32 protein-coding genes and 1 tRNA gene are annotated in these 26,955 nt (G+C 70.7%); 21 read left to right on the plus strand and 12 right to left on the minus strand.

From position 1 onward, the window contains the following. Positions 1 to 9: 9 nt before the first annotated feature. Complete coding sequence (locus AB0310_RS13840; RefSeq protein ID WP_366237481.1) at positions 10 to 753, plus strand: metal ABC transporter ATP-binding protein; 744 nt, start codon at positions 10 to 12, stop codon at positions 751 to 753. On the opposite strand, the gene AB0310_RS13845 is transcribed toward AB0310_RS13840, so the two are convergent. Together AB0310_RS13845 and AB0310_RS13850 are read right to left on the minus strand one after the other, a co-directional pair. Then, a complete protein-coding gene (locus AB0310_RS13845; protein ID WP_187662384.1) occupies positions 691 to 1,035 on the minus strand; it encodes a hypothetical protein in 345 nt (114 codons plus the stop codon). The genes AB0310_RS13840 and AB0310_RS13845 overlap by 63 nt on opposite strands. 72 nt (positions 1,036 to 1,107) lie before the next feature. Continuing rightward, the gene (locus tag AB0310_RS13850) at positions 1,108 to 1,938 is read right to left on the minus strand and encodes a putative endonuclease domain-containing protein (RefSeq protein ID WP_280568136.1); all 831 of its coding nucleotides are present in this window, start codon (positions 1,936 to 1,938) and stop codon (positions 1,108 to 1,110) included. Between the two features lie 167 nt (positions 1,939 to 2,105). On the opposite strand from AB0310_RS13850, the gene AB0310_RS13855 reads away from it, so the two are divergent. Together AB0310_RS13855 and AB0310_RS13860 are read left to right on the plus strand one after the other, a co-directional pair. After that, positions 2,106 to 2,597, plus strand: a complete 492-nt coding sequence (locus AB0310_RS13855) for a DUF1269 domain-containing protein (protein WP_187662382.1) — start codon at positions 2,106 to 2,108, stop codon at positions 2,595 to 2,597. 86 nt (positions 2,598 to 2,683) lie between these two features. Then, complete coding sequence (locus AB0310_RS13860; RefSeq protein WP_187662381.1) at positions 2,684 to 3,199, plus strand: GNAT family N-acetyltransferase; 516 nt, start codon at positions 2,684 to 2,686, stop codon at positions 3,197 to 3,199. Positions 3,200 to 3,209: 10 nt separating this feature from the next. Here the strand turns inward: AB0310_RS13860 and AB0310_RS13865 are convergent, their stop codons facing one another. Continuing rightward, a complete protein-coding gene (locus tag AB0310_RS13865) occupies positions 3,210 to 4,610 on the minus strand; it encodes a threonine/serine exporter family protein (protein ID WP_187662380.1) in 1,401 nt (466 codons plus the stop codon). 96 nt (positions 4,611 to 4,706) lie between these two features. Between AB0310_RS13865 and AB0310_RS13870 the strand changes: the two genes are divergently transcribed. Beyond that, positions 4,707 to 6,191 carry a serine/threonine-protein kinase gene (locus AB0310_RS13870; protein WP_366237482.1) on the plus strand — a complete coding sequence of 495 codons (1,485 nt, stop codon included), beginning with the start codon at positions 4,707 to 4,709 and terminating at the stop codon, positions 6,189 to 6,191. Positions 6,192 to 6,230: 39 nt separating this feature from the next. Here the strand turns inward: AB0310_RS13870 and AB0310_RS13875 are convergent, their stop codons facing one another. The 3 genes from AB0310_RS13875 to AB0310_RS13885 form a co-directional block, all read right to left on the minus strand. Next, on the minus strand, positions 6,231 to 6,569 hold the full coding sequence (locus tag AB0310_RS13875; protein WP_187662378.1) for a DUF7882 family protein: 339 nt from the start codon (positions 6,567 to 6,569) through the stop codon (positions 6,231 to 6,233). A gap of 150 nt (positions 6,570 to 6,719) precedes the next feature. Beyond that, the gene (gene soxR, locus AB0310_RS13880; RefSeq protein WP_060922707.1) at positions 6,720 to 7,154 is read right to left on the minus strand and encodes a redox-sensitive transcriptional activator SoxR; all 435 of its coding nucleotides are present in this window, start codon (positions 7,152 to 7,154) and stop codon (positions 6,720 to 6,722) included. A gap of 51 nt (positions 7,155 to 7,205) precedes the next feature. After that, entirely contained in the window at positions 7,206 to 7,412 is a 207-nt protein-coding gene (locus AB0310_RS13885) for a hypothetical protein (protein ID WP_025102541.1), read from the minus strand. A 113-nt stretch (positions 7,413 to 7,525) separates the two neighbouring features. On the opposite strand from AB0310_RS13885, the gene AB0310_RS13890 reads away from it, so the two are divergent. The 4 genes from AB0310_RS13890 (at position 7,526) to AB0310_RS13905 (ending at position 10,011) form a co-directional block, all read left to right on the plus strand. Continuing rightward, positions 7,526 to 7,900, plus strand: a complete 375-nt coding sequence (locus tag AB0310_RS13890; RefSeq protein ID WP_259954026.1) for a VOC family protein — start codon at positions 7,526 to 7,528, stop codon at positions 7,898 to 7,900. A gap of 89 nt (positions 7,901 to 7,989) precedes the next feature. Continuing rightward, entirely contained in the window at positions 7,990 to 9,315 is a 1,326-nt protein-coding gene (locus AB0310_RS13895) for a flavin monoamine oxidase family protein (protein ID WP_366237483.1), read from the plus strand. A gap of 106 nt (positions 9,316 to 9,421) precedes the next feature. Continuing rightward, the gene (locus tag AB0310_RS13900; protein WP_164498166.1) at positions 9,422 to 9,586 is read left to right on the plus strand and encodes a hypothetical protein; all 165 of its coding nucleotides are present in this window, start codon (positions 9,422 to 9,424) and stop codon (positions 9,584 to 9,586) included. A 56-nt stretch (positions 9,587 to 9,642) separates the two neighbouring features. Then, complete coding sequence (locus AB0310_RS13905) at positions 9,643 to 10,011, plus strand: hypothetical protein (RefSeq protein WP_268776602.1); 369 nt, start codon at positions 9,643 to 9,645, stop codon at positions 10,009 to 10,011. Here the strand turns inward: AB0310_RS13905 and AB0310_RS13910 are convergent. Both AB0310_RS13910 and AB0310_RS13915 read right to left on the minus strand, forming a co-directional pair. Next, entirely contained in the window at positions 9,945 to 10,862 is a 918-nt protein-coding gene (locus AB0310_RS13910; RefSeq protein ID WP_268776603.1) for a cytochrome c oxidase assembly protein, read from the minus strand. The genes AB0310_RS13905 and AB0310_RS13910 overlap by 67 nt on opposite strands. Then, positions 10,832 to 11,293, minus strand: a complete 462-nt coding sequence (locus tag AB0310_RS13915) for a DUF2243 domain-containing protein (RefSeq protein WP_259954022.1) — start codon at positions 11,291 to 11,293, stop codon at positions 10,832 to 10,834. Before AB0310_RS13915 ends, AB0310_RS13910 begins: the two co-directional genes overlap by 31 nt. A 124-nt stretch (positions 11,294 to 11,417) precedes the next feature. On the opposite strand from AB0310_RS13915, the gene AB0310_RS13920 reads away from it, so the two are divergent. The 4 genes from AB0310_RS13920 to AB0310_RS13935 all read left to right on the plus strand — a co-directional run bounded on the left by AB0310_RS13920 (position 11,418) and on the right by AB0310_RS13935 (position 15,273). Further along, on the plus strand, positions 11,418 to 13,145 hold the full coding sequence (locus AB0310_RS13920) for an MDR family MFS transporter (RefSeq protein ID WP_522727343.1): 1,728 nt from the start codon (positions 11,418 to 11,420) through the stop codon (positions 13,143 to 13,145). A gap of 1 nt (position 13,146) precedes the next feature. Further along, complete coding sequence (locus AB0310_RS13925) at positions 13,147 to 13,602, plus strand: MarR family winged helix-turn-helix transcriptional regulator (protein ID WP_187662372.1); 456 nt, start codon at positions 13,147 to 13,149, stop codon at positions 13,600 to 13,602. Between the two features lie 52 nt (positions 13,603 to 13,654). Further along, positions 13,655 to 14,122: a MarR family winged helix-turn-helix transcriptional regulator gene (locus AB0310_RS13930; protein WP_187662371.1), complete on the plus strand. Its 468-nt coding sequence runs from the start codon at positions 13,655 to 13,657 to the stop codon at positions 14,120 to 14,122. A gap of 62 nt (positions 14,123 to 14,184) precedes the next feature. After that, positions 14,185 to 15,273, plus strand: coding sequence for an alkene reductase (locus AB0310_RS13935; protein ID WP_366237485.1), 1,089 nt, complete (start codon positions 14,185 to 14,187; stop codon positions 15,271 to 15,273). Between the two features lie 16 nt (positions 15,274 to 15,289). On the opposite strand, the gene AB0310_RS13940 is transcribed toward AB0310_RS13935, so the two are convergent. Beyond that, positions 15,290 to 16,075, minus strand: a complete 786-nt coding sequence (locus tag AB0310_RS13940) for a DNA/RNA non-specific endonuclease (protein ID WP_187662369.1) — start codon at positions 16,073 to 16,075, stop codon at positions 15,290 to 15,292. A 126-nt stretch (positions 16,076 to 16,201) separates the two neighbouring features. Between AB0310_RS13940 and AB0310_RS13945 the strand changes: the two genes are divergently transcribed. The 3 genes from AB0310_RS13945 to AB0310_RS13955 all read left to right on the plus strand — a co-directional run bounded on the left by AB0310_RS13945 (position 16,202) and on the right by AB0310_RS13955 (position 19,677). Then, positions 16,202 to 17,599: a DUF1254 domain-containing protein gene (locus tag AB0310_RS13945; protein ID WP_366237486.1), complete on the plus strand. Its 1,398-nt coding sequence runs from the start codon at positions 16,202 to 16,204 to the stop codon at positions 17,597 to 17,599. Positions 17,600 to 17,713: 114 nt separating this feature from the next. Continuing rightward, positions 17,714 to 19,147 (plus strand): MFS transporter, encoded by a 1,434-nt coding sequence (locus tag AB0310_RS13950; RefSeq protein WP_268776607.1) that lies wholly within the window; start codon positions 17,714 to 17,716, stop codon positions 19,145 to 19,147. 44 nt (positions 19,148 to 19,191) lie between these two features. After that, positions 19,192 to 19,677, plus strand: coding sequence for a universal stress protein (locus AB0310_RS13955; protein WP_366237487.1), 486 nt, complete (start codon positions 19,192 to 19,194; stop codon positions 19,675 to 19,677). A gap of 50 nt (positions 19,678 to 19,727) precedes the next feature. On the opposite strand, the gene AB0310_RS13960 is transcribed toward AB0310_RS13955, so the two are convergent. Further along, positions 19,728 to 20,417 carry a DedA family protein gene (locus AB0310_RS13960; protein WP_187662367.1) on the minus strand — a complete coding sequence of 230 codons (690 nt, stop codon included), beginning with the start codon at positions 20,415 to 20,417 and terminating at the stop codon, positions 19,728 to 19,730. A gap of 204 nt (positions 20,418 to 20,621) precedes the next feature. On the opposite strand from AB0310_RS13960, the gene AB0310_RS13965 reads away from it, so the two are divergent. From AB0310_RS13965 to AB0310_RS13985, 5 genes are all read left to right on the plus strand, one after another. Beyond that, complete coding sequence (locus AB0310_RS13965; protein ID WP_187662366.1) at positions 20,622 to 20,771, plus strand: hypothetical protein; 150 nt, start codon at positions 20,622 to 20,624, stop codon at positions 20,769 to 20,771. A 49-nt stretch (positions 20,772 to 20,820) separates the two neighbouring features. After that, positions 20,821 to 22,176, plus strand: coding sequence for an aminotransferase class I/II-fold pyridoxal phosphate-dependent enzyme (locus AB0310_RS13970; protein ID WP_187662365.1), 1,356 nt, complete (start codon positions 20,821 to 20,823; stop codon positions 22,174 to 22,176). Further along, positions 22,173 to 23,411: an aminotransferase class I/II-fold pyridoxal phosphate-dependent enzyme gene (locus AB0310_RS13975; RefSeq protein WP_187662364.1), complete on the plus strand. Its 1,239-nt coding sequence runs from the start codon at positions 22,173 to 22,175 to the stop codon at positions 23,409 to 23,411. The genes AB0310_RS13970 and AB0310_RS13975 overlap by 4 nt, the downstream gene beginning before the upstream one ends. Positions 23,412 to 23,424: 13 nt before the next feature. After that, positions 23,425 to 23,495 (plus strand) — tRNA-Cys (locus AB0310_RS13980). Between the two features lie 44 nt (positions 23,496 to 23,539). Then, entirely contained in the window at positions 23,540 to 24,652 is a 1,113-nt protein-coding gene (locus AB0310_RS13985; protein WP_187662363.1) for a DegT/DnrJ/EryC1/StrS family aminotransferase, read from the plus strand. Between the two features lie 2 nt (positions 24,653 to 24,654). Here the strand turns inward: AB0310_RS13985 and AB0310_RS13990 are convergent, their stop codons facing one another. Continuing rightward, entirely contained in the window at positions 24,655 to 25,506 is an 852-nt protein-coding gene (locus tag AB0310_RS13990; protein ID WP_187662362.1) for an AraC family transcriptional regulator, read from the minus strand. 123 nt (positions 25,507 to 25,629) lie between these two features. Here AB0310_RS13990 and AB0310_RS13995 point away from each other — a divergent pair, with 123 nt between their 5' ends. Continuing rightward, positions 25,630 to 26,175 (plus strand): carboxymuconolactone decarboxylase family protein, encoded by a 546-nt coding sequence (locus tag AB0310_RS13995; RefSeq protein WP_268776613.1) that lies wholly within the window; start codon positions 25,630 to 25,632, stop codon positions 26,173 to 26,175. 59 nt (positions 26,176 to 26,234) lie between these two features. Here the strand turns inward: AB0310_RS13995 and AB0310_RS14000 are convergent, their stop codons facing one another. Next, entirely contained in the window at positions 26,235 to 26,948 is a 714-nt protein-coding gene (locus AB0310_RS14000; protein ID WP_366237488.1) for a glutamine amidotransferase, read from the minus strand. Positions 26,949 to 26,955: the final 7 nt, after the last annotated feature.

A 26,955-nucleotide genomic window follows, 5' to 3' on the forward strand; every position in this document is an offset into this window, starting at 1 on the left:
ACTGGAGATATGACGACGCTCTCATCGACCACCGACCCCTCCGTGTGCCTGGACGGTGTCTCCGTGCGGTTCGGGGAGCGCGATGCGCTGCGCGACCTCGCCCTGTCGATCGGAGTCGGAGAGGTCGTCGCCGTCTCCGGCCCGAACGGCGCCGGGAAGTCGACCCTTCTCGAGGTCGTCGCCGGCGTGCGTTCACCGACGCGAGGGCAGCGGAGCGTGACGGGCCGGATCGCCTTCGTGCCGCAGCGCGCCGTGGTGCCTCCCGGCCTGCCGCTCACGGCGCGAGATGTCGTGGAGGTCGGCACGTGGGGGCGGCTCGGCGCCTTCCGGCGGCGGGATCAGCGTGCGCGCCACGCGGTCGAGGCGGCGATGGAACGCACGGCCGTGCAGGCTCTGGGGCGTCGTCCGTTCGCGGAGCTCTCCGGTGGCCAGCAGCAGCGGGTGCTGCTGGCTCAGGGGCTGGCGGCAGGCGCGGCGATACTCCTGCTGGACGAGCCGACGACCGCTCTGGATGCGGAATCGGTCCAGCGGATCCGGGCCGTGCTGCGCGAGGAGGCCGAGTGCGGAGCGACCGTGATCTGCGTCACGCACGACGCCGGGCTGATCGCGGCGGCCGACCACGGGATCGCCCTCCTCGACGGGGTGCGGCAGGCAGATCCGCGTCGCCGGGACGCGCGCACGGCGGTGCGGTCAGAGACCGTGCCCCATGTCGAAGTCGGAGAGTGCGGGGATGTCGATGTCTCCGCGCGATGACGAATCGCCCGTGGTCTTCGGGAAGTGGCGATGCGCGCGCAGCTCGTCGACCTCCGTCGCGAAGTCGGGTTCGGGGTCCGCGGTGTGGTGGGGGCTCACGAGCACATCGTTGCCGACACCCACGAGCAGATCGGCCCAGTCCTTCTCCCCGTCCAGGAGGATCGGGATCTCCACCGCTTCGGACTCGCCCTCGCTGGCGATCGCGGCCGCGAGGGTGAGGAGCGTCTCGGCGACGTCGTCAGAGGTGAGGAGCTGCTGGCCGGCGTAGGAGACGAGTTTCATGAGGACATCTTGTCGTCGTCGGCACCCTCCGGCACGGGGGTTGCGTCGATCCTCGAGCAGGGGATAAGCGGTTCAGCGCAGATAGGCGTCGACCATCAGGGCGCCGCGGATGTCGCGGAGCCGGTCGATGAGCCGGGTGATCCCGGCGGCGCCCACGGAGGCGAGAGGAAGGTCGAACGGGCCCAGGGGCTCCAGCTTCCCCATGCGCAGCCGGACGACCTCCCATCCGGCGCTGCGGACCGCGCGGTCCTTCCGGCGGTCCGTCTCCTCCCGCTTGCCGACGTGCTCCAGCCCGTGCCGGCCGACCGTGTCGTACTCGACCGCGATGCGCAGCTCGGGGAGCAGGATGTCGGGCCACACCTCCGTATGCCGGAAGAAGGGCCGCCCGACCTTGATCGCGTTGAGCTCGTCGGGGAACACCAGCCGTTCGGCCAGTGCCTGCCGGAGCTTCCCCTCCGCCGCCGAGGCCGGCTTCGGAGCGCATGCGCTCAGGAACGCGGTTCCCGTCGGCAGCGCAGGAGTCTTGGTGCAGAGCGCCGGTGCCGGCTTCTTTGGACGGGCGGGGAGCGCACGCGCCTCTCCGAGGATCACCGGCTGCGGCCGCGCCAGCGCCGCGCACTCCGGACACCAGGACGAGCGCCGTCGGACCCGCCCCGGACGCTCGCGCTGCTCGGTCGGCGTCGCCGCGAACAGGTGCCCGACGGCGCACTCCCAGCAGAGCAGGACATCGGCGGCCAGCGGGATCTGCGAGAGCACGATGCCGTGGTTGAGCTCCGGGTGGTACTGCCGGATGAGCTCGGGGTAAGCCGCCCACGCCGCCCGGTACGTCCCGACCGCATAGGGCACGTCGAGTCCGCGCGAGAACTGCCGTCTCGCCCACCACTGCTGCACGGACTCGGGCACGACAGCGACCGTAGGCCAGGCCACGGACATCGCCGAGCGGAGTCACCAGGGTGAACATCGCTCGCCGCTCTGTCGTGTCCCCAGGGGCGCGCCTAGGGTCGGTGGCGAAGACCGGTGCCTCTGCGCGCGTGGAGAGCATCTCCGACCGCAACCGAAAGCAGGAAACCATGGCTGAACTGATCGTCATCTCCTATGACACCGAGAGCGACGCAGAGGGCGCCTACAACCGCGTCCAGGCCCTGCAGGACGACCTCGTCGTCGAGCTCGCGGGCCTCGCGCTCGTGAAGGTCGACGGGGAAGGCAAGACGAAGGTGGAGTACCCGGGCGCCGGGAGCAGGATCGGCCTGGGCGTCGCGTCTGGTGCCCTGTTCGGCGCGCTGATCGGCATCCTGTTCTTCATCCCGGTCGCCGGCCTGGTGTTCGGCGGCCTGCTCGGGGCCCTGTTCTCCGGTCTCGACAAGACCGGCATCGACGCCGAGTTCCGCGACCGGGTCAAGGCCACCGTGACGGCCGGCAAGTCGGCCGTCGTCATCTACGCCCTCAAGCTCACGGAGGACAAGTTCGCCGAGGCGCTCGCCCCGTACAACGGCACCGTCGTGCAGACCTCGCTGTCCAAGGAGGACGAGGCCGAGCTGGTCAGGGACCTCGGCGGCCACTGACCGCCCACTGATGCGCCCGCCGTGGATCCGCCCGCGGCGGGCGCATCGTCGTCTCCGGTGTCGGTGGGGCGTGCAAGGCTGCGCGCGTGGACACACTGAGCCTCCGGCCCTGGTCGGCCGACGATCTCCCTCTCCTGCGGGCGGCGAACACCCCGGAGATGACGGTGCACCTCAACGGGCCGGAGAGCGCGGCGGAGGTGCAGGCGCGTCACGAGAGGTACCTGCGTCTCGTCGCAGACGGCGAGGCCCTGATGTTCGCGATCATCGACGACGAGGGGCAGCCTCTCGGCTCGATCGGCGCGTGGCGGATCACGTGGCAGGACGAGCCCGCGTGGGAGACCGGCTGGTTCGTGCTGCCTGCCGCGCAGGGCCGGCGGGTGGCCGCCCGCGCTCTCGCTCTGCTCGTCGACGTGCTCCGTGGTCGAGTGGGGGACGGGCGGCTCCTGCTCGCGTTCCCCGCGGTCGACAACCCCGCGTCGAACGCCGTGTGTCGTCGCGGCGGGTTCACTCGCCGGGGAACGATCACGGAGGACTTCCGCGGGGCCGAGCTCACGGTCAACGAGTGGGTGCTCGACCTCGCCGCCGACTCCTCGACGGGATGACGCCGTCGGGTCAGCGGCGCACGCGCGCCCTGGTCTTCGCCACCCCGGCGAGAGTCGCCCGCACCGGCGTTCCGAGGTAGAGCCCGAGGGAGGCGCCGGAGGCGAGGGCGATGCCGATCACGGCGGCGTCGATGAGCGATCCGCCCACGGTCAGCATCCCGGTGGAGGTGCCCGCCGCGTGCACGACCTCGAGCAGGCCCTGGAAGACCGCGACGCCGGGGACGAGCGGGACGATCGCCGCCGTCGTCACCGCGACCGAGGGCACGTGCAGGTTGTGTGCGATGAGCATGCCGATGAAGCTCGCCAGCAATGCTCCGACCGCGCTCGCCGCGGCCGGGTGCAGCTGGAGCGCGACGGTGCCCGCGTACCCGGCGAGGGTGACGGCGCTGAGCAGGGCGCTGACGAGGATGATGCGGATCCCGGCGCCGTTGAACACGGCCACCGCGACCGCGATGATGATGGCCCCCGCGAACTGGTTGAGCAGGGGTCCGAACGGCGCCGGGTCGTCCGGGAGCTCCATCGTGAAGCCCAGCACGCCACCGAGCTCCAGCCCGACGAGGATGCCGATCACCACGCCGAGCGTCTGCATCGTCAGGTCGAGGATGCGCCCGCCGGCGGTGAGCGCGAAGCCGTCGATGGCGTCCTGCGCCGCGCCCACCACGGTGAGCCCGGCGAGCATGAGCACGATGCCCGAGGCGACGATGATCGACGGACGGATGCCGACGAACGGTTCGATCCCCGCGCTGCCGAGCGCCGAGACAGCCACCGCGACGACCGTGGTGACGAGGCCCCCGGCGATCTGGCTGAAGAACAGCGGCACCCGCAGCCGGGCGAGGCCCGCCTGGGTGAGCGCCGCCCCCAGGGCCGCGACGAACGTGAGACCCACGATGAGCGGAGAGGCCCCGAGCATGATGCTCACCCCGACCGCGAGGAGCGCCCGTGCGACGATCACCACGGGCTGCTGATAGCGGAAGGGCACGCGGCGGATGACGCGGAAGGCGGTGCGCGCGGATTCCAGGTCCAGGCCGCCGTCGATGTCGGCCACGAGCGCCTGCACGCGCTGCAGCTTGGCGTGGTCCGGGGCGGCGACGCGGACCACGCGGACGAGGGTCTCCGGCCACACCTCCCCGCTGAGGTGGAAGGAGACCGTGATCGAGTTGTAGGTCACGTCGACCTGCACGCCCTTGAGTCCATAGGCCTCGCACACGCGGGTGATCGCGAGCGTGACCTCGTGGGCGGAGGCGCCGACCGCGAACATCGACTCCCCGATGCGCGTCGCGAGATCGAGGACCCGCGGGACGGTGTGCTCGTCGATCACGGGCATCGCCTCGGTGTGGGCGACGGTGGACGGATCGGTGTGCAGCAGCCGGCGGACGGAGTGGAGCAGTCGCTGAGGGGAACGCGCGGGCATATGTCCCATTCTCCCGCGGGCGAGGACCTCCCGATCGACCGCCCCGCTGTCAAGGCCCGAGACGACCTCCGGCCACGCTTCTAGAGTGGCCTCGCCGTGGCGCTCCCGACGCCGTGGCAGGAGGACTCGACGATGACGGATGACTCGCTTCCCACGGAGGCGCTGCTCGATGGTCGCTACCACCTCCGGGAGTGCGTCGGGCAGGGCGGGATGGCGCGGGTGTACCGCGCCGAGGACTCGCTGCTCGGGCGCACAGTGGCCATCAAGATGCTGCGTGCGGAGACGGAGGAGGGGGCCGCGTCCGAGCGCGCTCGTGGCGAGATGACCGTCCTCGCCTCACTCAACCATCCCGCGCTGGTCACGCTGTACGACGCGCAGCTGCATCCCGGGCGGGCCGAGTACCTGGTCATGGAGTTCATCGACGGGCCGACCCTCGCGGCGCGGATCGCCCAGGGGCCGCTTCCTTCGGACGAGGTGGCGGCGCTGGCTGCCGACCTGGCGGAGGCCCTGCACGTCGTGCACGGCGCGGGCATCGTGCACCGCGACATCAAGCCCTCCAACGTCCTGCTCACGGGTCGCTCTCTCGCCGGGAGCCGATCGGGCGCGAAGCTCGCCGACTTCGGGATCTCGGTGCTCGTGGACGCGGCCCGGCTGACGTCTCCGGGGACGGTGGTCGGGACCGCGGCGTACCTGGCGCCGGAGCAGTTGAACGGCGCGGCGCCGGCGCCCGCCGCCGACATCTACGCACTGGGGCTGGTCCTGCGCGAAGCGCTCACCGGAGAGCGCGCGTTCGCCGAGGCGGAGGGGATCGGGGCCACCCTGGCCCGCCTGATCGAGCCGCCCACGATCCCGGAATCCGTGGGTCCGGCGTGGTCCGCGCTGCTCCAGCGGATGACCGCCACGGATCCCGAGGACCGGCCGAGCGCCGCCGGCGTCTTCGCGGCGGTGTCCGCGCTCGCACAGGATCCTTCGCTGCCGCCCCGCCCGCCGGTGCCGGCCCCCATCGCCGCCGCAGCATTCGCGGATCGGACACCGACCGGCCCCTCCGCGCCCCCGACGCAGACCCGCGTGCTTCCCGTTCGTCCGTCTGCCGAGGGGGCGATGCTCCGCGCCCGGGCCCCTCGCACGCAGCGCGTCCGGCGGCGCCGCGGGCTCCTGACCGGCGCGGTCGCGGTCGCGGTGGCGCTCACCGTCGCCGGAACGCTCTGGGCGGCGGGGGCACTCAACCCGAATCCCGCGGTGACGCCTGTCGACACCGAGCCGAGCCCTCGTTCATCGCCCACGCCGGCAGTCGTGGTGCCCGTGACCGTCCCGGAAGACGGGGAAGAGCCGTCGACACCGGCCGAGGCTCCGCCCGCGGCACCGGAACCCGCGCCCGGCGTGCCGGCCGACAAGAAGGCGGAGAAGGCTCAGGAGGCCGCGGAGAAGACCACGCAGAAGGCCGCCGAGGAGCAGCGGAAGGCCGAGGAGGACGCGCAGAAGAAGGCCGAGAAGGCTCAGGAGCGCGCCGAGAAGGAGGCGGAGAAGGCCCAGGAGGAGGCGGAGAAAGCGGAAGCGGAGGACGCCGACCTCGAGGACTGAGTCCTCGGGCCTGCGACCTCCGCGTCGGCGGAGCCGGTGTCAGACGGTGAGGTCCGCGAGCTGCCGGGAGGCACTGCTCGTCTCGGTCGGCTCCGGCACCAGGTACAGGCCGTTCGTCGTGTTCGCGGTGTACGCCAGAGCGTCCACCCACCGCCGGTTGATGGCCGGGGGCCTGCTGCCGAAGAACTTGAACACGATGTTCGCGTTCGCGTGCACCCAGACTGTCGTCCGGCCGCCGCCGACGGAGGCGTCTTCCTTCCACGAGAACGGCATCGGCTCTCCGCGCCGGAGCTTCGTCATCATGACGAGCTGGATATGAGTGAGAGCGCGGTCCTCGATCTCGACCTTCGGACCGCCCTCGTAGATGAACTTGCCCATTGGATGGATCCTTCGTTCCATCACCACAGGAACCCGTTGCCAAGAGGCGCAACCACGCTGATCGCTGGTGGGGATATCTCTACGGTCTCACCTATCCCGGATCCGCAACACCCCACCTTCGTCCAGGGGTCGCGGCGGAGGTCCCCGATCTCAGATGCGGCGAGGGCCAGGACCGTTCTCGCCCAAGGCGTCCTCGGGGTTCAGCAGGCGGCAGGCCTTGAGGGACAGGCAGCCGCAACCGATGCAGCCCGCGAGCTCCCGCTGCAGATGCTCGAGCTGCGTCCGTCGCTCCTCGAGCTCGGCGCGCCAGCGTTTGGCCACGCGGCGCCAGTCGCCGTGCGAGGGCGGCGCGTCCACGGGCAGGGTCTGGAAGAGCTCCTGCACCTCGCTGAGCGGAATGCCGATGCGCTTGGCCACGACGATGATGGAGATCCGGCGCAGCATGTGTCGGCGATAGCGCCGCTGGTTGCCGGGCGTGCGCGTCGAGGCGATGAGACCGAGCTGCTCGTAGAAGTGCAGCGCGGAGGGGGCGACGCCCGTGCGTCGGGTGACCTCTCCGATCGGGAGGAGATCGTCGGGTTCCATCCGCCGCCCTTCCGTAGACCTCAACAATAGTTGAGGAACGGGCGGAACGGGTCAGCGCGACGTGGGCGGGAGCTTGTCCACGCCGTGGCGGTTCGGCTTGTCCGGCTCTGCCGCCGTCTCCGGCGTCACGTCCGGGCTGTCGGCGGGTGCGCCGGACGTCGGATAGTGCGGCTCGTCGATCTCGACGGCCTTGTCCCGCTCATCCGCCGGGGGGAGGTGGTCCAGGGGCTGCTTGATGTCATCGGGGTGGTGGCTCATGGACCCAGGGTGCGCTGTTCCGCCTGCAGCGCCCAGGGGGTTGTCATCCGGTCGGCGGTGTGGTCGGTGGGTGGCGCTACGGTGAACGGACACGACCACGGAGGGTTTCCCACATGGCATCCGTCCTCACCGGACTCGACCACATCCAGCTGCCCGTCGCCGATCTGGCCGCGTCCATCGCGTGGTACCAGCGCCTGCTCGGCTTCCGCGTCCTCACCGACTACGGCACGAGCGCCATGCTCCGGGCCGAGGGGGGCCCGGACCTCATGCTCTGGGAAGCGCCGGGGCACGCGCCGATGAAGCTGACGGTGGCGGGGGAGGAGCGGCCGATCTTCTTCCTGCGCACGACCGAGATCCACGCCCTCGCGGAGCGGTTCGCGGCAGAGGGCGTCGATATCGTGAGCTTCGACGACGGCGGCTTCGCTCTCTTCCTGAAGTTCTTCGACCCTGACGGGACCCTGCTCGGGGTCATCCAGCACGCCGCCTGACGCAGAGGCCCAGCCACCCTGTCGATGCCCGCCCGCCTGGGCTATCGTCGGGGCACGGCTCCGTGCGGCGGGGCTGCGAGGAGGGGCGCATGGAGCAGGTCGACACGGTGATCGTGGGCGCGGGCATGGCGGGCTTGACCGCTGCGCGGCTGCTACAGGGCGAGGGGCGGACGGTCGTGGTGCTCGAAGCGCGCGACCGGGTCGGCGGCCGGGTGCATACGGACCGGACCGACGGCATCGTCGATCTCGGCGCCTCGTGGATCCACGGTGTCGACGGCAGTCCGGTGGCTGCCGCCGCCGAGGCCTTCGGCATGCGGACCGTGGAGTTCACCGTCGGCGGGTTCCAGGTGGACAGCCGGCCGATCGCGTATCACGGTCCCGACGGTCGCCCGCTCTCGGCGGAGGAGGCGCGCGCCTTCGCCGCGGATGTCCACGCGGTGGACGAGGCGCTGCCGGCTGTCATCGCCGCCTCCGGCCCCGAGGCCTCCTACCGCGACGTCACGGACCAGGTGCTCTCACGCCGGCAGTGGAGCGCGGACCGCGCACAGCGAGTGCGTGAATACCTGGAGCATCGCGCCGAGGAGCAGTACGGGGCGTGGATCGAGGACCTCGCCGCGCATGGCCTCGACGACGACGCGATCGAGGGCGACGAGGTCGTGTTCCCGGACGGGTACGGGGTGCTCCCGGAGCGCCTCGCCGAAGGGCTGGACGTCCGGCTGGAGCACATCGTCACCCGCGTCGACTGGAGCGAGGACGGCGTCTGGGCGCGGACCTCGCGCGGGGACTTCTCCGGCGATACGACGGTCGTCACGGTCCCGGTCGGCGTGCTGCAGTCCGGGACCATGGAGATCGTCCCTCCGCTGCCGCCCGTCAACGCCGAGGCATTGGGACGGCTGCGCATGAACGCCTTCGAGAAGGTCTTCCTGCGGTTCCCCACCCGGTTCTGGCAAGACGGGGTCTACGCGTTCCGGCAGCAGGGGCCCGAGGCACGGTGGTGGCACTCCTGGTACGACCTCACGGCGCTGCACGACGAGCCGCTCCTGCTCACCTTCGCCGCCGGGCCCGCGGCCGTGGCGACGAGGGACTGGAGCGACGACCAGGTGCACGCCTCGATCATGGTCCAGCTCCGCCGGCTGTACGGGGACGGGATCCCGGATCCGATCGGCCTGCATCGTACGGCCTGGCAGGACGATCCGTTCGCGCACGGGTCGTACGCGTACATGACGGTCGGGTCGACCACCGCGGATCACGACGACCTCGCCACCCCGGTCGGCGGCGTGCTGCACCTGGCGGGCGAAGCCACCTGGACCGACGACCCGGCGACCGTGCCGGCGGCCGTGTTCTCCGGGCATCGCGCGGCCGAGCGCATTCTCGGACGGACGGTACCGATCGAACGGCTCTGGACGCAGGGATGACGCCCCGGCGCATCGGCAGTGTGGCCGTCGCCGTGTCCCCGGTCAACCCCCTGCGTCACCGGGGCCGGCGCGCATACGGTCGTCGGAACGAACAGAGGAGGAGAGCATGAGCGACCCCCAGAACACGCAGGGCACTCCCGGCGCCGACGAGGAAGCCGACACGGCCTCCGGCGGCGCTCCCGACGACAGCGGCGAGAGCACCGACGACGTGCTCGAGCGCGAGACGACGGACGACGAGGGCAAGCCCCTCGAGAACCCGTCCGGCGGCTGACCGCCGCACCGCCCGAGGGTCAGCCGCGCCCCAGGCGGCGCGGCTACCCTCGGGTCATGCGCCGAATCGCCATCGTCCCCCTGCTGCTCGCCGCCGGTCTTCTGGCCGGGTGCGCCCAGGTCACTCAGGCTGCCGGAGACGCGTTCGGAGTCCCGGTCGCGGAGACCTGCGCGACGATCGATGACGCATACGCCCAGTACCAGGCGCTGCTCGCGCAGGGCGACGTGTCCGCGGAGCAGCTCGACGCCGCCCGCGACGACCTCGTCGCCACGCTCGACCGCGTCGCCGACGGCATGGACGGACAGCTCGGCGACCTCATCCGCTCCGGCGCCGATCAGCTCGGCGGCATGACCGACCTTCAGGCTCCGGAGACCGTCGAGGCGATCGAACGCCTCCACGACGGGCTCTCCTCGTTCTGCCCCTGAGCCAAATCCCGCGGTCGCGTCGCCACGAACCACTGTCGGAGCAGCAGCACGATGAGCAGCACGTCCACCGCGTCACCGGCGTAGAACATCAGCTCCGCCCCGATCCGAGCGTCCCCGACGTCGACGCCGGCGGGCGGGTGGGCCCACAGCCACTTGGCGAGGATCGAGTGTGCGGCGACGAAGACGATGAGGACCCCGGCCCGCACGGTGACAGACGCGCGGTGCGGATCCGGATCGAGCCCCACGATGCTCGCCGTGAACAGGTATCCGGTCAGCAGCACGTGAAGATGCACGGCGGCATGCAGCCACGGTGAGGCGTGCATCAGGGGGAACAGCGGTGTGGCGTAGAGGAGCCAGAGACCGCCGACATTGAGGGCGCCGGCGACCACCGGATGCGTGAGCACCCGGATCGGGCCGCTGCGCAGCACTCGGGACAGAGTGCGCGCCCGCGGGACGGGGAGGGCGCGCAGGGCCAGCGTGACCGGCTGCCCGAGCACGAGGAGGAGTGGCGCCAGCATCCCCACGAGCACGTGCCCGGCCATGTGCACCGGGAAGCTGCTGTGGGCCAGGGCGGCGAACGGTCCGACCATGCCGACTCCGGCGCAGAGCAGACCCGCCATCCAGGCCGCCGTCCGCGGCCGGGGCCAGGGGCTGCGGTTCCGGGTCCGCCGCAACCCGACGAGATACAGAACGGCCGCGGCGACGAGGGCGACGAGCGCGACCGGTGCGAGCAGATCGATCCCGCCTCCGACGGCGTCGGTGTCGATGCCCGGCGTCTCGGGCGGTCCGTGGTGTCCGTCGTGACCCTCGCGCATGGCCGTCACCGCGCCGGGCCCGGGCGGGTCCGCCACACCACGAGGATCCCTGCAGTGAGCAACAGGACGGCCGACACGATCCAGACGGTGTCGTAGAGCACGAGGTCGACGCCGTAGCGGATCTGGTGGATCCCGAGGAGCTTGTGATCGACCACGCCGTCGAAGAGCTGGAAGAACCCGACCCCGGTGATCACCGCGCCCGTCCAGCGCGTCCATCGCACGGGGCCACGACGGCGGACGTCGGCGAGGAGGAAGGCGCCGAGGATCGTGATGAACCAGCCGAACGCATGGAAGAACCCGTCCGAGACGAGGGCCACGTCAGAGGTCGACAGATCGTAGAAGTGGTGCCAGTGCAGCACCAGGTGGAAGACGAAGAGGTCGATCATCGAGGCGGCGATCCCGCAGCCGAACAGGAAGCCCGACAGCAGCAGGCGCCGGTCGGGGCGGGGCATGGCTCCGGAGGTCATGCGGTCAGGGTCGTCCGTCCCGCCCACCCCGGCGACGTCCTTGACCCCGGCCGCCGAGTGCGGTAGCCGCCGATAGTTGCGAAACCGCAACTATCGGCGTATGGTTGATCTCGATCAACTTTCTATGCAGGAGCATTCCCCCGTGACACACACCTCATGCTCTTCCGAGACCACGCGCTCGGCCCGCGAGGTCTTCACCGCGATCTCCGGCCTCATCGTCGGCATGTTCGTCGCCGTGCTCTCCGGCACGGTCGTCTCGACCTCGATGCCGGTCATCATCGCCGACCTCGGCGGCACGCAGTCGCAGTACACCTGGGTCATCACCGCGAGCCTTCTCGCCACCGCCGTCTCCACCCCGATCTGGGGCAAGCTCGCCGACCTGGTCGACCGCAAGGTGCTCGTCCAGATCTCGCTCATCCTCTTCACGGTCGGCACCGTGATCGCCGGATTCTCGACCGATACGAACATGCTCATCGCTGTCCGCGTCGTGCAGGGCATCGGCGTCGGCGGTCTCATGTCGCTCGTCATGATCGCGGTGGCCCTCATCATCTCGCCGCGTGAGCGCGGCAAGTACATGGGCGTCGTCGGCGGCATCATGGCCCTCGGCACGATCGGCGGGCCGCTGCTGGGCGGACTCCTCACCGACGTGTGGGGCTGGCGCTCGAACTTCTTCGTCGGCGTCCCGTTCGCCATCCTCGCCCTCGTGCTGCTGCAGTTCACGCTGCACCTGCCCAAGCCGCAGCGCGGCACGAAGGTCTCGATCGACTACTTCGGCATCGTCCTGCTCGCCGTCGGCGTCTCGACGCTCCTCATCTGGGTGTCCATGGGTGGCAACCAGTTCGACTGGGACTCCGGGACGAGCATCGCGCTCATCGTGACCGCGGTCGTCGCGATCGCCGCCTTCATCGTGGTCGAGTTCTTCGTCAAGGAGCCGATCGTCCCGATGACGCTGTTCCGCAACCGCACCTTCACGCTGTCGGTCATCGCCTCGATCGCGATCGGCGTCTCGATGTTCGCGACCTCGGTCTTCCTCGCGCAGTACTTCCAGCTGGCCCGGGGCGCGACGCCCACCGAGTCGGGCCTGATGACCATCCCGATGATCATCGGTCAGATGGGCGCGTCGATCATCATCGGCCAGCTCGTCAGCCGCTTCGGCAAGTGGAAGAGCTGGATGGTCACCGGCTCGATCCTCGCCACGATCGGCGTGAGCCTGATGGCGACGCTGCGCTACGACACCCCGTTCCCGCTGGTCGCTGTCTACATGTTCGTCCTCGGTGCCGGGCTCGGCATGGTCATGCAGAACCTGACCCTGATCGTGCAGAACGACACGGCTCCGCAGCAGCTGGGCGCGGCCTCGTCGAACGTCAACTTCTTCCGTACGATCGCCGGCACCATCGGTGTGACAGTCATGGGGTCGCTGCTCTCCACGAGCGTCGCCGACTTCATGAAGGACGGTCTGAAGGGCTTCGTCCCGACCACGCCCGACGAGATCAGCGCCCTGGAGCGCCTGGGTTCCGGCGACGTGCCGAAGGTGGGCGAGCTGCCCGACACGATCCGCACGATCGTCGAGAGCGCCTACGGGCACGGCATCGCGGACGCGTTCATCCTCGCCATCCCGCTGGCGGTCATCGCGATCATCGCGATCGCGTTCATCAAGAACAAGCCGCTGTCCACCAAGAACGCCGCGGAGCAGCTGCGCGAGCAGGCCGAGGAGTCCGTCATCGAGGTCTCCGAGGCCGAGGTCGGCGCGAGCCTCTCGACCGGGACGATCCGCACCGGGCAGGCCGAACCGGCGACCACCACGGGGTCCGTGAGCGTGCTCGAGCGCGACGATCGGAAGCAGGAGCGCTGACATGAGCGCGTCCGAGGCGGTCGGCACGCCCGACGTCGATACCGCCCTCAGCGACCTCCAGGCGCATCTCAACCTCATCTTCGCGCGGACCCGGTCGCTGTGGAAGGAATCGGCGTCCCGGGTCCACCCGGAGCTGCAGGTGGCGGGGTACAAGCTGCTCACCTTCATCGACCGGGCGGGCTCGGCCAGCGCGCATGAGCTCGCCGAGCGCTTCGAGATGGACAAGTCCGTCGTCAGCCGCCAGGTGCGGATGCTGGAGGAGCTCGGGCTGATCGCCTCGGTGCCGGATGAGCGCGACGGCCGGCTCCGGGTGCTCACCGCGACACCGGCCGCGTGCACCGCGCTCACCGATGTCCGCCGGGAGTACGGCAGCCGACTCCGCGCTGTCATCGATGAGCTCACGCCCGCGGAGATCGACGCCGCATCCAAGGTGTTCCGGCTCCTCGCCGAGGTCTGAGCACAGCCCCGCGACCGCATCCGGTCGCGGGGCTTCGCCGTACACTGGCGATATGAGCGCCCCGTCCGACGAACCCGCCGACGGCGCTCCGATCGACGACCTCGACCAGGCGGTCGCCCGCGTCGAGCACGAGCTCGGCCGGCTGTTCGCCCGCATCCGCGTCGGGTGGCGCGAGGCCGCGGTCACCGTGCATCCGGATCTCCAGCCGCTGGGCTACCAGGTGCTGACCTCGATCCTCGCCGGACGGGCGACCTCGGCGGGAGCACTCATCGAGCGCCTGCAGACGGACAAGTCCGCGGTGAGCCGGCAGGTGCGTCAGCTCGAGCAGCTCGGGCTCGTCGAGAGCATCCCCGATCCCGAGGACGGTCGCGCCCGGGTGCTGGTGGCGACCCCGCTGGCCGAGGAGCGCGTGGCTCTCGCCCGCTCCCGGTATGAGGGGCGCATCGGCGAGCGCCTGCGCGGCTGGACCGCCGCCGACCTCGACCACTTCGCGAACCTCGTCGCCGATCTGGGCGGTTGATACACCGGAATACGTCATCGATTCACGGGAATACAGTGGCGGTCGGACGCCTTGGCCCCACTGTGACTCTCTACGACTCCGCCGACTTCGGCTCGCTGCACCTGTCCAACCGCGTCGTCATGGCGCCGCTCACCCGCACCCGTGCGGACGCGGAGGGCGTGCCGACCGCGATCATCGAGGAGTACTACCGCCAGCGGGCCGGGCAGGGACTCATCATCTCGGAGGGGGTCTGGCCGGTCCTCGAAGGCAAGTCATACCCCGGGCAGCCGGGCATCGTGACCCCCGCGCAGATCGAGGGATGGCGCCGCGTGGCCGACGCCGTGCACGCCGAGGGCGGCACCATCGTCATGCAGCTCATGCACGGCGGCCGTGTAGGCCACCCGGACATCTCCGGCGAGCCCCGCGTCGTCGCGCCGAGTGCTCTGGCGGCCCCCGGGCAGACGCGGACCCTCAAGGGCAAGGCCGATCTGCCCGTCGCGCATGCCCTCACCCTGGACGAGATCCCCGTGGTCGTCGAGCAGTTCGTCCAGGCCGCGCGTAACGCGATCGCGGCCGGCTTCGACGGCGTCCAGGTGCACGGTGCCAACGGCTACCTCGTCCACGAGTTCCTGTCCCCGGTGTCCAACGTCCGCGACGACCGGTACGGCGGCTCGCCGGAGAACCGTGCGCGCTTCGCGGTCGAGGTGACCACGGCGGTCGCAGCAGCCGTGGGTGCCGACCGCACCGGAATCCGCCTCTCACCGGCCCACGGCATCCAGGGCGTCATCGAGGACGACCCCGCCGACGTGCTCGCGACCTACACCGCGCTGGCCGAAGGACTCGCACCTCTGGGGCTGGCCTTCGTCGATGTGCTGCACCCCGAGCCGGCCGGAGAACTCGTGCAGGCCATCCGCCGAGCGGCGGGCGCTCCGTTCATCGTCAACACCGGCTTCGGCGTCGAGACCACCCGAGCCGCGGCCGAGGAACTGGTCGCGGAGGACTGGGCCGACGCGGTCGCGGCCGGGCGTCCCGTCATCGCCAACCCCGACCTCGTGGAGCGGTGGCGGACCGGGGCCGAGCTGAACGAGCCCCGCCCCGAGCTGTTCTACGGCTCGACCGCCGAGGGGTACATCGACTACCCGTCGCTCGAGGGCGTGCGCGCCGGCGAGTGACGCGGGGTGCCCGCTGTCACAGGACGATGTCGTCGGCGGTGTGCAGCGGGCGCCATGCCGTCTCGCGGAGTCCGCGCCGGGGGAGCACATCGGCGTCGGGAAGGGGGCCGAGGTCGACTCCGGTGAGGGCGGTCACCTCGGCGACCGGTACTTGGAACGTGCGGAAGGCCCCGAGACTCGCGACGGCGAAGACGCCCTCCCGCGTGTCCACGAGCTCGGTCTGGTCGAGGATGAATGCGGCGGCCGCGAGTCGGTCCTCGGAGCGCCACGCCACGATCTTCCAGTACTGCAGGGGCACGCGGATGCCGCGGTACGGCGGGTCGGCGTCCGCGAGCACCGGGGCCGTGAACACCGACAGGCGCTGCGCGGTCGCCTCGGCATACGCCAGCACGTGGTCCTCCAACCCGAGCCAGAGGTCCTTCGACTGGTTGAAGGCGGCCGCCTGCGGGGCCGCGTTGGGGTAGGTGAAGGTGGCTTCCGCAGCGGCGCGGGCCTCGTCGAGCTCCCCCCAGCCCGGGTCGCGGCGACGGACGAGGTGTCCGCGGTCGAGGTCGTTCCGGGCGTAGACGGCGGACCCCGCCTGTTCCTCCGCGGGCACCCGGGGGTCGAGGCGCCACTCACCCGTGCGCGGGAGATCCCGCAGGCGGGCGCCATCGATGGTCACGCCCGTCACCGCGGCGAGGCGCCGTTCCGGATCGAGCAGCACCGTGAACCGGGGCGCAGGGAGCGCGCGCACCGGCATCGGGGGCACGGGCAGCGGCAGCGGGATGCCGAGGAACGCGGGGTCGTAGCCGTCCGTCATGCCACCATCGTGCCCCGCCCCGCCGACATCACACCTCTTCCGCGTGCTCGTCCGCCCCACTACTGTCGGGGTTCAGGCGGAGCCGATTCGCGCAGTACGGGAGCGCGCTGACAGAGGGGGACGGATATGACCGGAGCGAGCGGACTCGACGGGGTACGGAAGGACGGCGAGCTGCCGGCGCGGGAGTCGATCCCCGCGATCTTCGACGAGCTGGACTTCCAGTTCGCCTGCCAGGCCTACCTCTGGGCTCTTCCGCTCGTCTCCTACGCGCAGTGGAAGTCGCAGCACGAGGAGGTCTTCGGTGCGACGAGCAGTGATCTCGTCCGATACCTGACGTATCGCGACCGCCTCGGCCTCATCACGGCGAATGCCACGACGCCGTACATCCTGAACTTCTTCGACCTCGCCGAGACCGGACCGCTGGTCATCGACCTGCCCCCGGGGCACACGGCCGGCGGCGTCTCCGACTTCTGGCAGCGGGAGGTCGGGGCGATGGGGGAGATGGGGCCGGACCAGGGGCGCGGCGGCAAGTACGTGATCGTCGCGCCCGGGGCGACCGTCCCCGCAGACATCACGGCCGAGTTCCGGATCCTGCAGTCCTCCGGGGTCAACATCATGTTCGGCTTCCGCACGCTCGACCCTGATCCGGAGCGCGCCGATGCCCTCGTGCGCGCCGTACGGATCTACCCGTACCGCGATCGGGAGGACCCCGCACCGACGCGCATCATCTCTCCGGACGGTCGGCCGTGGAGCGGCGATCAGCCGCGCGGCATGGACTACTGGCGTCTTCTGCACCGCATCTACCAGTCGGAGGTCGTCGACGAACGCGATCGCTTCTATCTCGCGATGCTGCGGCAGCTCGGCATCCGCGTCGGGGAGCCCTTCGCACCGGACGACCGTCTCACCCGCATCCTGGAGCGCGGCGCCGAAGCGGGTGAGCTGATGGCGCAGGCGAACACGTTCGCGAAGCGCTTCGCGCAGGGGAGCTACTGGCCCGACCGTGTGTGGGAGCAGGCGATCGTCCTGGACAACTCCGCGCAGCGGGGCGACGGCTATGACGAGCTCCTCGAGAGGGCCTCATGGTTCTACGAGGCCGTCAGCTTCTCGGAGGCGATGAAGAGCACCACTCCCGGTGTCGGGCAGGCCTACCTCGGTGCCTACACCGATGCCGACGGAGAGTGGCTCGACGGTGCCCGCACCTATCGCCTGCACGTGCCGGCGGACGTGCCGGCGAAGCTGTTCTGGTCTGCGACGGTGTACGACTCCGACACCCGCTGCCTCATCGACAACGAGCAGCAGCGCGGCGACCGCGGGTCGCGCGATGAGGACCTCCGATACAACGAGGACGGCTCCGTCGATCTGTGGTTCGGCCCGGAGCCGCCGACGGAGGGGCGCTCGAACTGGGTGCAGACGATTCCGGGGCGGCACTGGTTCAGCTACTTCCGTTTCTACGGGCCGCTGCAGCCGTACTTCGATCGGTCCTGGAAGCTCGGCGACATCGTCGCGGCCGACGCCGCCGGTTGACACCTGGCTCTGCCACGAACGACCTCTTCAGCTTGTCGGGAATACCATACCCCCCTAGGGTATTAAAACGAGAGACGCCGACTGGCGTCTCTACCCGACGGAATGGAGAACGACGTGTCATCGTCAACGAGAAGTCCCGCGCGGTGGTGGGGCCTGACGCTCATCGCCCTGGCGCAGTTCATGGTCATCATGGACGCGTCCATCATCGGCGTGGCGCTGCCCCGGATGCAGGAGGACCTCGGGTTCACCCCGAACACCCTCTCCTGGGTCTTCAACGCCTACGTGATCGCCCTTGGCGGCCTGCTGCTCCTCGGCGGTCGCCTGTCCGATCTGTTCGGCCCTCGGCGCATGTTCGCCACGGGATGGGTCATCCTCGGGGCTGGCTCCCTGGTGGCCGGATTCGCGGGAGATGTCGCCACCGAGCTCGTCGGACGCGTGTTGCAGGGTGCGGGTTCCGCCCTCATCGCGCCCGCCGCGCTCACGCTGCTGATGATGCTCTTCGGGCACAACCCGCGCGAACTCACGAAGGCGATGGCGTTCTACGGGGCGGCGGCTCCGGCCGGCGGCACCGCGGGCGTGTTCCTCGGCGGCGTCATCACCGAGTTCGCATCCTGGCCCTGGGTGTTCTTCATCAACGTCCCGATCGCGGTGCTCGTCCTCGCGGTGATGTGGCGTGCGCTTCCCGGCGGCACGCTCGGCGCGAAGGGGTCCGTGGATGTCCTCGGTGCCCTCACCGTGACCCTCGGGCTCGCCGCGCTGGTCTACGGCATCGTGCGCGCCGAGGTCGTCGGGTGGGCGGCCGCCGAGACCTGGATCGCCATCGGCGCCGGTGTCGTCCTGCTGGCGCTGTTCCTCCTCATCCAGCGTGTGAAGCGGGAGCCGCTCATGCGCCTGTCGATCTTCCGGTCGCCGAATCTCGGTGCGGCGAACCTCGCGCAGGTGCTGCTCGGTGCCGCGTGGATCCCGATGTGGTTCTTCCTCAACCTCTACCTGCAGCAGGTGCTCGGTTTCAGTGCCTTCCCCGCCGGTGCGGCACTGCTGCCGATGACTGCTCTCATCATGATCGGGATGATCGTGCTGGCTCCGCGCGTGATCGCCGCCTTCGGGCCGAAGGTGCCCATCGTCCTGGGGCTGGTCGTGCTCGCCGCCGGGCTCGGCTGGATGGCGCTCATCCGCCCGGAGGGGAACTACTGGGTCGATGCTTTCGGGCCGTCGCTGGTCGTCGCTTTCGGGCAGGCCCTCGCGTTCATCCCCTCCCTGCAGGTGGCGATCTCGTCCGCACCGCCGGAGGAGGGCGGCCTCGCCTCCGGCATCGTCAACACGAGCTATCAGGTGGGGTCTGCGATCGGCCTCGCGGCGGTGTCCGCGATCGCCGCAGGTTTCGGTGCGAGCCACCTGGGTGACGCCGAGGCCCTCACCTCCGGATACTCGGCCGCGTTCATCGCGGCAGGCGGTATCGCCCTGGTCGGCGCCCTGCTCGTCGCCGCACTGTTCCGCACCCGGCGGCCCGACCGGACGGTGGAGACGATCTCCGCCCGCACGCTGTGAACCCCAGGACGTCGGAACAGCCCCACCGAACGAAGGAAACGAACATGTCCACTCCCAGACTCCTCATCGCCTATGACGGATCGCCCAACGCCCGAACCGCTGTGCATGCCGCCGCGGCCTTGTTCCCGGGCGCTGAAGCCGTGGTCTTCTTCGCGCGGCAGCCGATGGAAGCCTTCGCAGCCCACCTCCAGGGTCACCCCGTCCTGGAGGGGCTGGACGGGCTGGATGCGGCATTGCTCGACGCTTCTGAGAAGATCGCCGCCGCGGGTGCGGAGTTCGCCGTCACGCTCGGCCTCCGTGCGCAACCGCTGGTGTCCTCCTCCGTCGTCTCGGCGTCGGAAGCGATCATTGCGGCCGCGGAGGACCGTGACAGCGGTTTGATCGTGCTGGGGTCGCGAGGGAGGCGCGGGCTCACCGCGACAGTTCTCGGCAGCACCTCGGCGGACGTCCTCCATCACGCGACCAGACCGACGCTCGTCATCCCCTCCGACGCGGTGGCCCTACCGCGCTCCGCGGTGACGCAGGACTGATCGGCGCGGCGCTCTCCGCTCGGCGGCCGCTGTCGTCGAGCGGAGGGGCCTCAGGCCTGACCGTTGTCCTCTGCCCGCCGTGCCGCGGCTTCGCGCATGCGGCGGCGGATGCGCAGCGCGATGAACACCAGAAGCAGCAGGATGAGCACGCCGACGACCACATCGGAGATCACGCCGCTCCACTGCTCGAGGATCGGCCGGATGGCGGGGCCGAAGGCGAAGCCCAGGCCGATCCAGATGCCGTTCCAGACCGCCGAGCCGACCAGCGTGTACAGCGTGAACTTCCACAGCGCCATGCGCTCGATGCCGGCCGGGATCGAGATGAACGAGCGCACGAGGGGCACGCAGCGACCGAACAGCACGGCACCGCCGCCCCAGCGCGCGAAGAACGCCTCGGCCTTGTCGAAGTCGTCGTGGTCGAGAAGGGGGATGCGTCCGACGATGCGCCGTGTGCGGTCCCGGCCCACGGCCGCGCCGAGTGCATACCAGATCCATGCACCGACGAGTCCGCCGATGGTGGCCGCGGCCCAGGCGCCCCAGGCGTTCATCCGCCCGTCGTAGGCAAGGAATCCCGCCGCCGGGAGGATCGCCTCCGAGGGGATCGGCGGGACGAACGTCTCGATGAGCACGGCGAGGCCGACGCCGACCTCGCCCAGGGTCTCGATCAGGCTGAGCACCCAGCCGATGAATCCGTCGTAGCCGGGGGCGGAAGCGGCGAGGGGGAGAGTGCCGGGGGTCATCGTGTCCTCTGTCGGGGGATCGCGGTGATCGTGCGGGATGCGGGAGGAGATCCGTGGGGACCGACCGCTCCTGAACGGTAACCGGTGTACCTGGGCTCCGCCTGCGTGCATCGGGAGCCGGGCCACCGGAGGCGGCGTTGTCAAGGTGCTCGCTCCGGCAGCGCGGCGGGCCGATCATGAAGTCCCATCAACCGAGGAGGCATCATGACCGATCCGCGACAGGACGAGACGACCGGATTCCACGGCGAGCCCCCGACCGCGAACAACGGGGAGGGCGACGCACCCGAGGTCGACGTGACCGACCTGGAGCCTGAGGAGATCGAGGACGGCGTGGAGGTCGACGACCGCCCCTGATCCCCGGGGAGATTTTGACATAGGTCAAAATCTCCCCTACCGTCGAGTCATGGCAGCGGCGGAGAGCAGAGACGACGAGACCGACGGGATCAGCGGCGTCACCGCCGCGGAGATCTCGGAGAGCGTGCGCGACCTCGTCGAACGGGGGACGCTCGTCGCCGGGGACCGCTTGCCGCCGGTCCGCACGCTGGCCGAGCGGCTCGGCGTCAATCGCAACACTGTGCTCGCCGCCTACCGCGCACTCGTCACCGCCCGTATCGCGACCACCGGCGGGCGCACAGGGACGACCGTGCTCGGACCCGTCGCCACGCCGGATGAGGGCTTCACGCCCGGAACTGCGCTCCGCGACATCGCCAACGGCAACCCTCAGGCGGCCCTCCTTCCCGACCTCGCCGCCGCTCTCGCAGCCGTGCACCCGAGCCCCGTCCTCTACGGCGAGTCGGTGATCGATGCCGGTCTCGCCGAGTGGGCGACCCGATGGATCGCGGAGGACCAGCCTCGCCCCTTCCGCCTTTCGGTCACCGCCGGGGCGGTCGACGCGGTGGAGCGCCTGCTCGCTCAGACGCTCGTGCACGGCGACCGGGTGGGTCTCGAGGATCCGTGCTTCCTCTCGAGCATCCAGACCGCGCGTCTGGCGGGGTACACGCCCGTCGCGATACCCGTCGACGACGAGGGCATGACCGTGGAGGGCGTGCGTGACGCTCTGGAGAGCGGTGTGCGCGCGATCGTCTGCACGCCCCGCGCGCACAACCCCACCGGGGTCAGCATCAGTCCCGCGCGTGCCGCGGCGCTGCGCGAGGTGCTCGCTCCGCACCCCCACGTCCTGGTGATCGAGGACGACCACTTCTCGCTGCTCGCCCCGACTCCGTACGCCACCGTCATCGGACCGGGCCACGAACGGTGGGCTCTCGTGCGGTCGGTGTCCAAGTTCCTCGGACCCGACATGCGGCTGGCCCTCACCGCGTCCGACCCCGTCACCGCCGAGCGCCTCGCCCTCCGGCTCAGCCCCGGCACGATGTGGGTGAGCCACGTCATGCAGCAGCTCGCCGCGACCATGCTCCGTGACGAAGACGTGCACCGGCTCATCGCGAAGGCGGGGGCCCGATACGCCGCGCGCAACAGGTCCTTCGCCGCGCTCGTCTCCGCCCGTGGATCGGACGTCACCGCGGAGAGCGGTCTGAATGCGTGGGTCGATGTCCGCGAGGAGGCCGCGGTCGTCGCCGAGCGGCTCGCGCACCGCGGATGGCTCGTTCGACCGGGGTCCGAGTTCGCGCTGGAGGACGGCTCGCCCGGCGGCCACCATCTGCGTCTGACGGTGCACGACCTCGACGACGCCGACCTGCGACGACTGGCCGACGACATCGCCGCCGCTTCCGGTCCGGCCGAGGCCGAGGGGGACGAATGACGGCCAGGGCCCCGTTCCGGATCGGCCGATCATCGCGCCTGGACGGCGTGCTCTACGACCTGCGGGGTCCGGTGGCCGAGCGTGCGGCCGAGTTGGAAGCCCGCGGCGAGCAGATCCTCCGCCTGAACATCGGCAACCCGGCCCCGTTCGGTTTCGAGGCGCCGCCGGTCATCGTGGAGGCCCTGCGCGAGGCTCTTCCGCACGCCCATGGGTACTCGGAATCACCGGGCCTTCCGGAGACGAGGGAGGCGATCCGCGTGCACTACTCGCGCCGGGCCGGGTTCCCGTCCCTCGGGATCGAGGCGGTGACCGTCGGCAACGGCGTGTCCGAGCTGGTGGGTCTCACGTTGCAGGCGCTGCTGGAGCCGGGCGACGAGGTCCTCATCCCGAGTCCCGACTATCCGCTGTGGACCGCATCGACTGTCCTCGCCGGGGGTGAGCCCGTGCACTACCGCTGCGCGGAGGAGGCCGGGTGGCTCCCGGATCTCGAGGCCATGGCGGCGGCGATCGGCCCACGGACCGTGGCCATCGTCATCATCAACCCGAACAACCCCACCGGCGCGGTCTACCCGCGGGAGACCCTGGAGGGCGTGGCGGAGCTCGCCCGTCGCCATGGTCTGCTGCTGCTGTCGGACGAGATCTACGACCGTGTCGTGTACCCCGGATTCACGCACGTCTCCACGGCGCAGGTCGCCCCCGACGTGCCCTGCGTCACCTTCGCCGGCCTGTCGAAGACGCACCGCGTCGCCGGGTATCGGGCCGCCTGGGCGTTGACGACCGGGTTCGCTGCCGATGACCCCTTCCTCTCCGGTCTGCGGCTGCTCGCCTCGATGCGGATGTGCGCGTCCGTGCCGGCACAGCACGCGATCACGGCGGCCCTGGAGCACGACGCATCGCTCGACGCGCTCGTCGCGGCCGAGGGGCGGCTGACAATGCAGCGCGACGCCGCCACGGCCGCGCTCCGAGCCATCCCCGGCGTCGATGTGCAGGAGGCGGGTGGAGGGCTCTACCTCTTCCCGCGCCTCGACCCTGAGGTGTTCGGCATCCGTGACGACGAGCGTCTGGTGCTCGACTTCCTCGACGCGGAGCACATCCTGCTGGTGCACGGCCGCGCCTTCAACGGCGCCGACACCGATCACGTGCGCCTCGCCTTCCTGCCCGGGACCGACACGCTGATCGATGCGGTGCAGCGCTTCGGCCGCTTCCTGCAGGGGTACTCGCCGCCGGGCGCGTGAGGACATCTGACCCGGTGGAGTGACCGAGTGGCCAGGTCGCGGTCCGCAAGACCGTGCACGCAGGTTCGATTCCTGCCTCCACCTCCGATCCGGCTCGCGCCGAGCCGTTCCCGACGAAGGACATACCCATGCAGAAGGACTTCATCCCGGCCGCCGCGCCGCTCATCGGCGACGACGAGGTGGCAGCCGTCGAACGCGTGCTCCGCAGCGGCATGCTCGCCCAGGGCCCCGAGGTGGCGGCGTTCGAGCGCGAGTTCGCGACGCAGTTCGTGGAGGGCCGCACCACCGTCGCGGTGAACTCGGGGACGAGCGGCCAGCTCCTGGGCCTGCTCGCCTCCGGTGTCGGCCCGGGCGACGAGGTGATCGTGCCGTCCTTCACCTTCGCGGCGGTGGCGAACTCCGTGGTCCTGGCCGGCGCGACGCCGGTGTTCGTCGACATCGAGCCGAGGCACTTCACGCTGGATCCGGCGCGGGTCCGTGCCGCCGTCACCGCCCGCACGAAAGGCATCATGCCGGTGCACCTGTACGGGCATCCGTTCCTCGTGGACGACATCGAGGAGGTCGCCAGGGACCATGGCCTGGACATCTACGAGGACGCCGCGCAGGCCCACGGCGCCGCCTGGCGAGGCCGGCCGGCCGGGACCATCGGCAGGTTCGGCATGTTCAGCCTCTACCCGACGAAGAACATGACGGCGATCGAGGGCGGCATGGTCTCGTGCGTCGATGAGCAGGTCGCGCGCCGGGTCCGACTGCTGCGCAACCAGGGTATGGAGACCCAGTACGCGAACGAGGTCGTCGGCTACAACAACCGGATGAGCGAGGTGCACGCCGCGGTCGGTCGGGTGCAGCTCGGGCGGGTCGCCGCCTGGATCCGCCAGCGCCAGGAGAACGCCGCATTCCTCGACGGCGCGCTCGCCGGCATCGACGGGCTCACCGTGCCTGCGGTCGCGGAGGGCGCCGAGCACGTCTACCACCAGTACACGGTGCGGGTCGCCGCGGGGGAGCGCGACCGGGTGCGCGACGCACTCCGCGACGAACACGGGGTGGGCTCCGGCGTCTACTACCCGATCCCGAACCACCGGCTACCCTCGCTGGCGCGCTTCGCGCCGGCCGACGAGCTTCCGGAGACCGAACGGGCAGCGCAGGAGGTGCTCTCCCTCCCCGTGCACCCTTCGCTCACGGCCGGCGACCTCGACCGGATCGTGACCGGGGTCGCTGCCGTGATGTCAGCCGGCGGCTGAGCTCAGGCGGCGAGGCCGAGCCAGGCCCGCGGAGAGCGACCGAGCCGCTGGGCGAACGCGCGGGAGAAGGCGGAGGCGCTCGCATAGCCGAGGTCGGCGGCCACAGCGCTCACGGACATCCCCGCACGGAGCTGTTCCTGGGCGATCGTGAGGCGCCACTCGGTGAGGTAGTCGCCCGGCGCTCGGCCCACGACCTCCTTGAAGCGCGCCGCGAAGGCGCTGCGCGACATCGCGGCGGTCCGCGCGAGAGTGTCGAGCGTCCACGGCTCGCCGGGGGCCTCATGCATCGCCACGAGGGCGGGTGCGAGGCGTTCGTCGGCCAGGCCGGGCAGCAGCCCCGGCGGGAGAGTGAGATCGCCGGAGTGGTCGAGCATCCAGCGCAGGAGCTGGATGAGCACGACCTCGAACATCCGGTCCGCCAGCAGCGGACGACCGCAGCGCACGTTGTCGACCTCGGCGAACAGGAGGTCCAGCGCGGGGGCGAGAGTGGACACCTCGTCGAGCGGCAGGACGATCACCGAGGGGAGGGTGCGGACGAGCGGGTGCGTGGCTCCGCCGTCGAAGTCGATCGTCGCGCAGGCGAAGTCGGATTCATCGGTCGGGGCGTTGAGGAAGGTGTGGTCGACCGGGCGCGGGAAGAACAGCAGGCTCGGGCGGGTGATCGTCTCGCGCTCGATGCCGCCGTCCGGGCGCTGGTGCGTCACCTCCATCTCGCCGCGACGCAGCACGTGGAGGAAGCCGTGGCCCGCACTCGCGGCGAAGACCGTGGTCCCGCACAGGGGTCCGGTGTGGAACAGGCGGCTGCGCACCCGGAAGCGGTCGAGCAGCGGGGTGAGGCGGTCGAGCGGTGGCATGCTTCCATTCTTCTGGACGATATGTCACGAACGCAAGATCAAATGATGCGTATCGTACTGCGCGGCGAGCAAGACTGGAGGGGAAGCCGAATCCGGCCCGTCCGAAACACAAAGGAGCACCCCATGCCCAACGTCCCTCTCGTCGACCGTGAGACCGCCACCGGCCCCGTCAAGGAGCAGCTCGAGCAGATCGGCTCCGCCTTCGGCGCCGTCCCCGCCATGTTCCGCGCGGTCGCGAACTCGCCCGCCGCGCTCACCAGCATGTGGAGCGCTTTCGGCGCCTACGGTGGGGGCACGCTCGGCGCGGCCCTCGGTGAGCAGATCGCGGTCGCGGTCGCGAACCGCAACTCCTGCGGCTACTGCCTCGCGGCGCACACCGCGCTCGGCAAGAAGGCGGGCCTCACGACCGAAGCGCTCGCCGAGGCCCAGGCCGGCAACTCCGACGACCCTCGTACGGCCGCTCTGCTGGCCTTCGCGCTCAAGCTCGTCGAGGAGCGGGGTCAGGTAACCTCGGCCGACGTCGACGCTCTCCGCGCGCACGGCTGGAGCGACGAGCAGATCGTCGAGACCATCGGCCAGGTCGCGCTGAACCTCTTCACGAACTACGTGAACATCGCGCTCGACGTGCCGATCGACTTCCCGACGGTGCCGCTGCGTCGCGCCGCCTGAGGTCGAGGGGAGCAGAGGCCGGATTCGCTGGGGGTCCGGCCTCTTCCCCTGCCCGCCTGCTACGCCTCGACCTCGTCGAGCCAGTCGCTCAGCACACGGATGGCGAGGGCCTCGAGCCGCGGGCCGTGCCGCTGCGCCTGCTCCCGGATCGTCCGCGGGTCGATGCCGTGGTGATGGAGCTCGTGCGCGTGACCGATGAGCCAGCGCTCGATGACCCGGTGGTCGGCTTCCAGGTGGAACTGGAGTCCGAGCGCGCGCGCGACGGCGAAGGCCTGATGGGGGAAGCCGGGCGTGTGCGCCAGGGAGTGCGCCCCGGCGGGGATCGCGAACTCGTCGCCGTGCCAGTGCAGCACGGGCTCGCCGTCGAGAGGGGCGAGGACGGAGTCCCGGCCCTCGGGGGTGAGTGCGAGTGGGCCGTAGCCGATCTCGACGGCCCCGGTCGGGCGTACCTCTGCGCCCAGAGCCTCGGCCAGGAGCTGGGCGCCGAGACAGACGCCGAGCGTGGCGCCGCCCGTGGCGAGCCGGGTCGCGAGAGCCGCCTTCGAGGAGTGCAGGAAGGGATACCGATCCTCGTCGTACACGCCGATCGGTCCGCCGAGGACGAGGAGCAGGTCCGTGCAGGCGACGGCGTCCGGGTCGATCGCGTCGATGCCGGCGTCGAGCAGTGTGGTCTCGTAGCCGCGCGCCGCCAGCAGCGGGGCGAGGATCCCGAGGTCTTCGAAGGGGACGTGGCGGACGGCGATCGCCGTCCGGGGCGTGCGGGACGCGGACATGCACTCT

The organism is Microbacterium meiriae, assembly GCF_040702565.1.
GTDB classification, from domain to species: domain Bacteria; phylum Actinomycetota; class Actinomycetes; order Actinomycetales; family Microbacteriaceae; genus Microbacterium; species Microbacterium meiriae.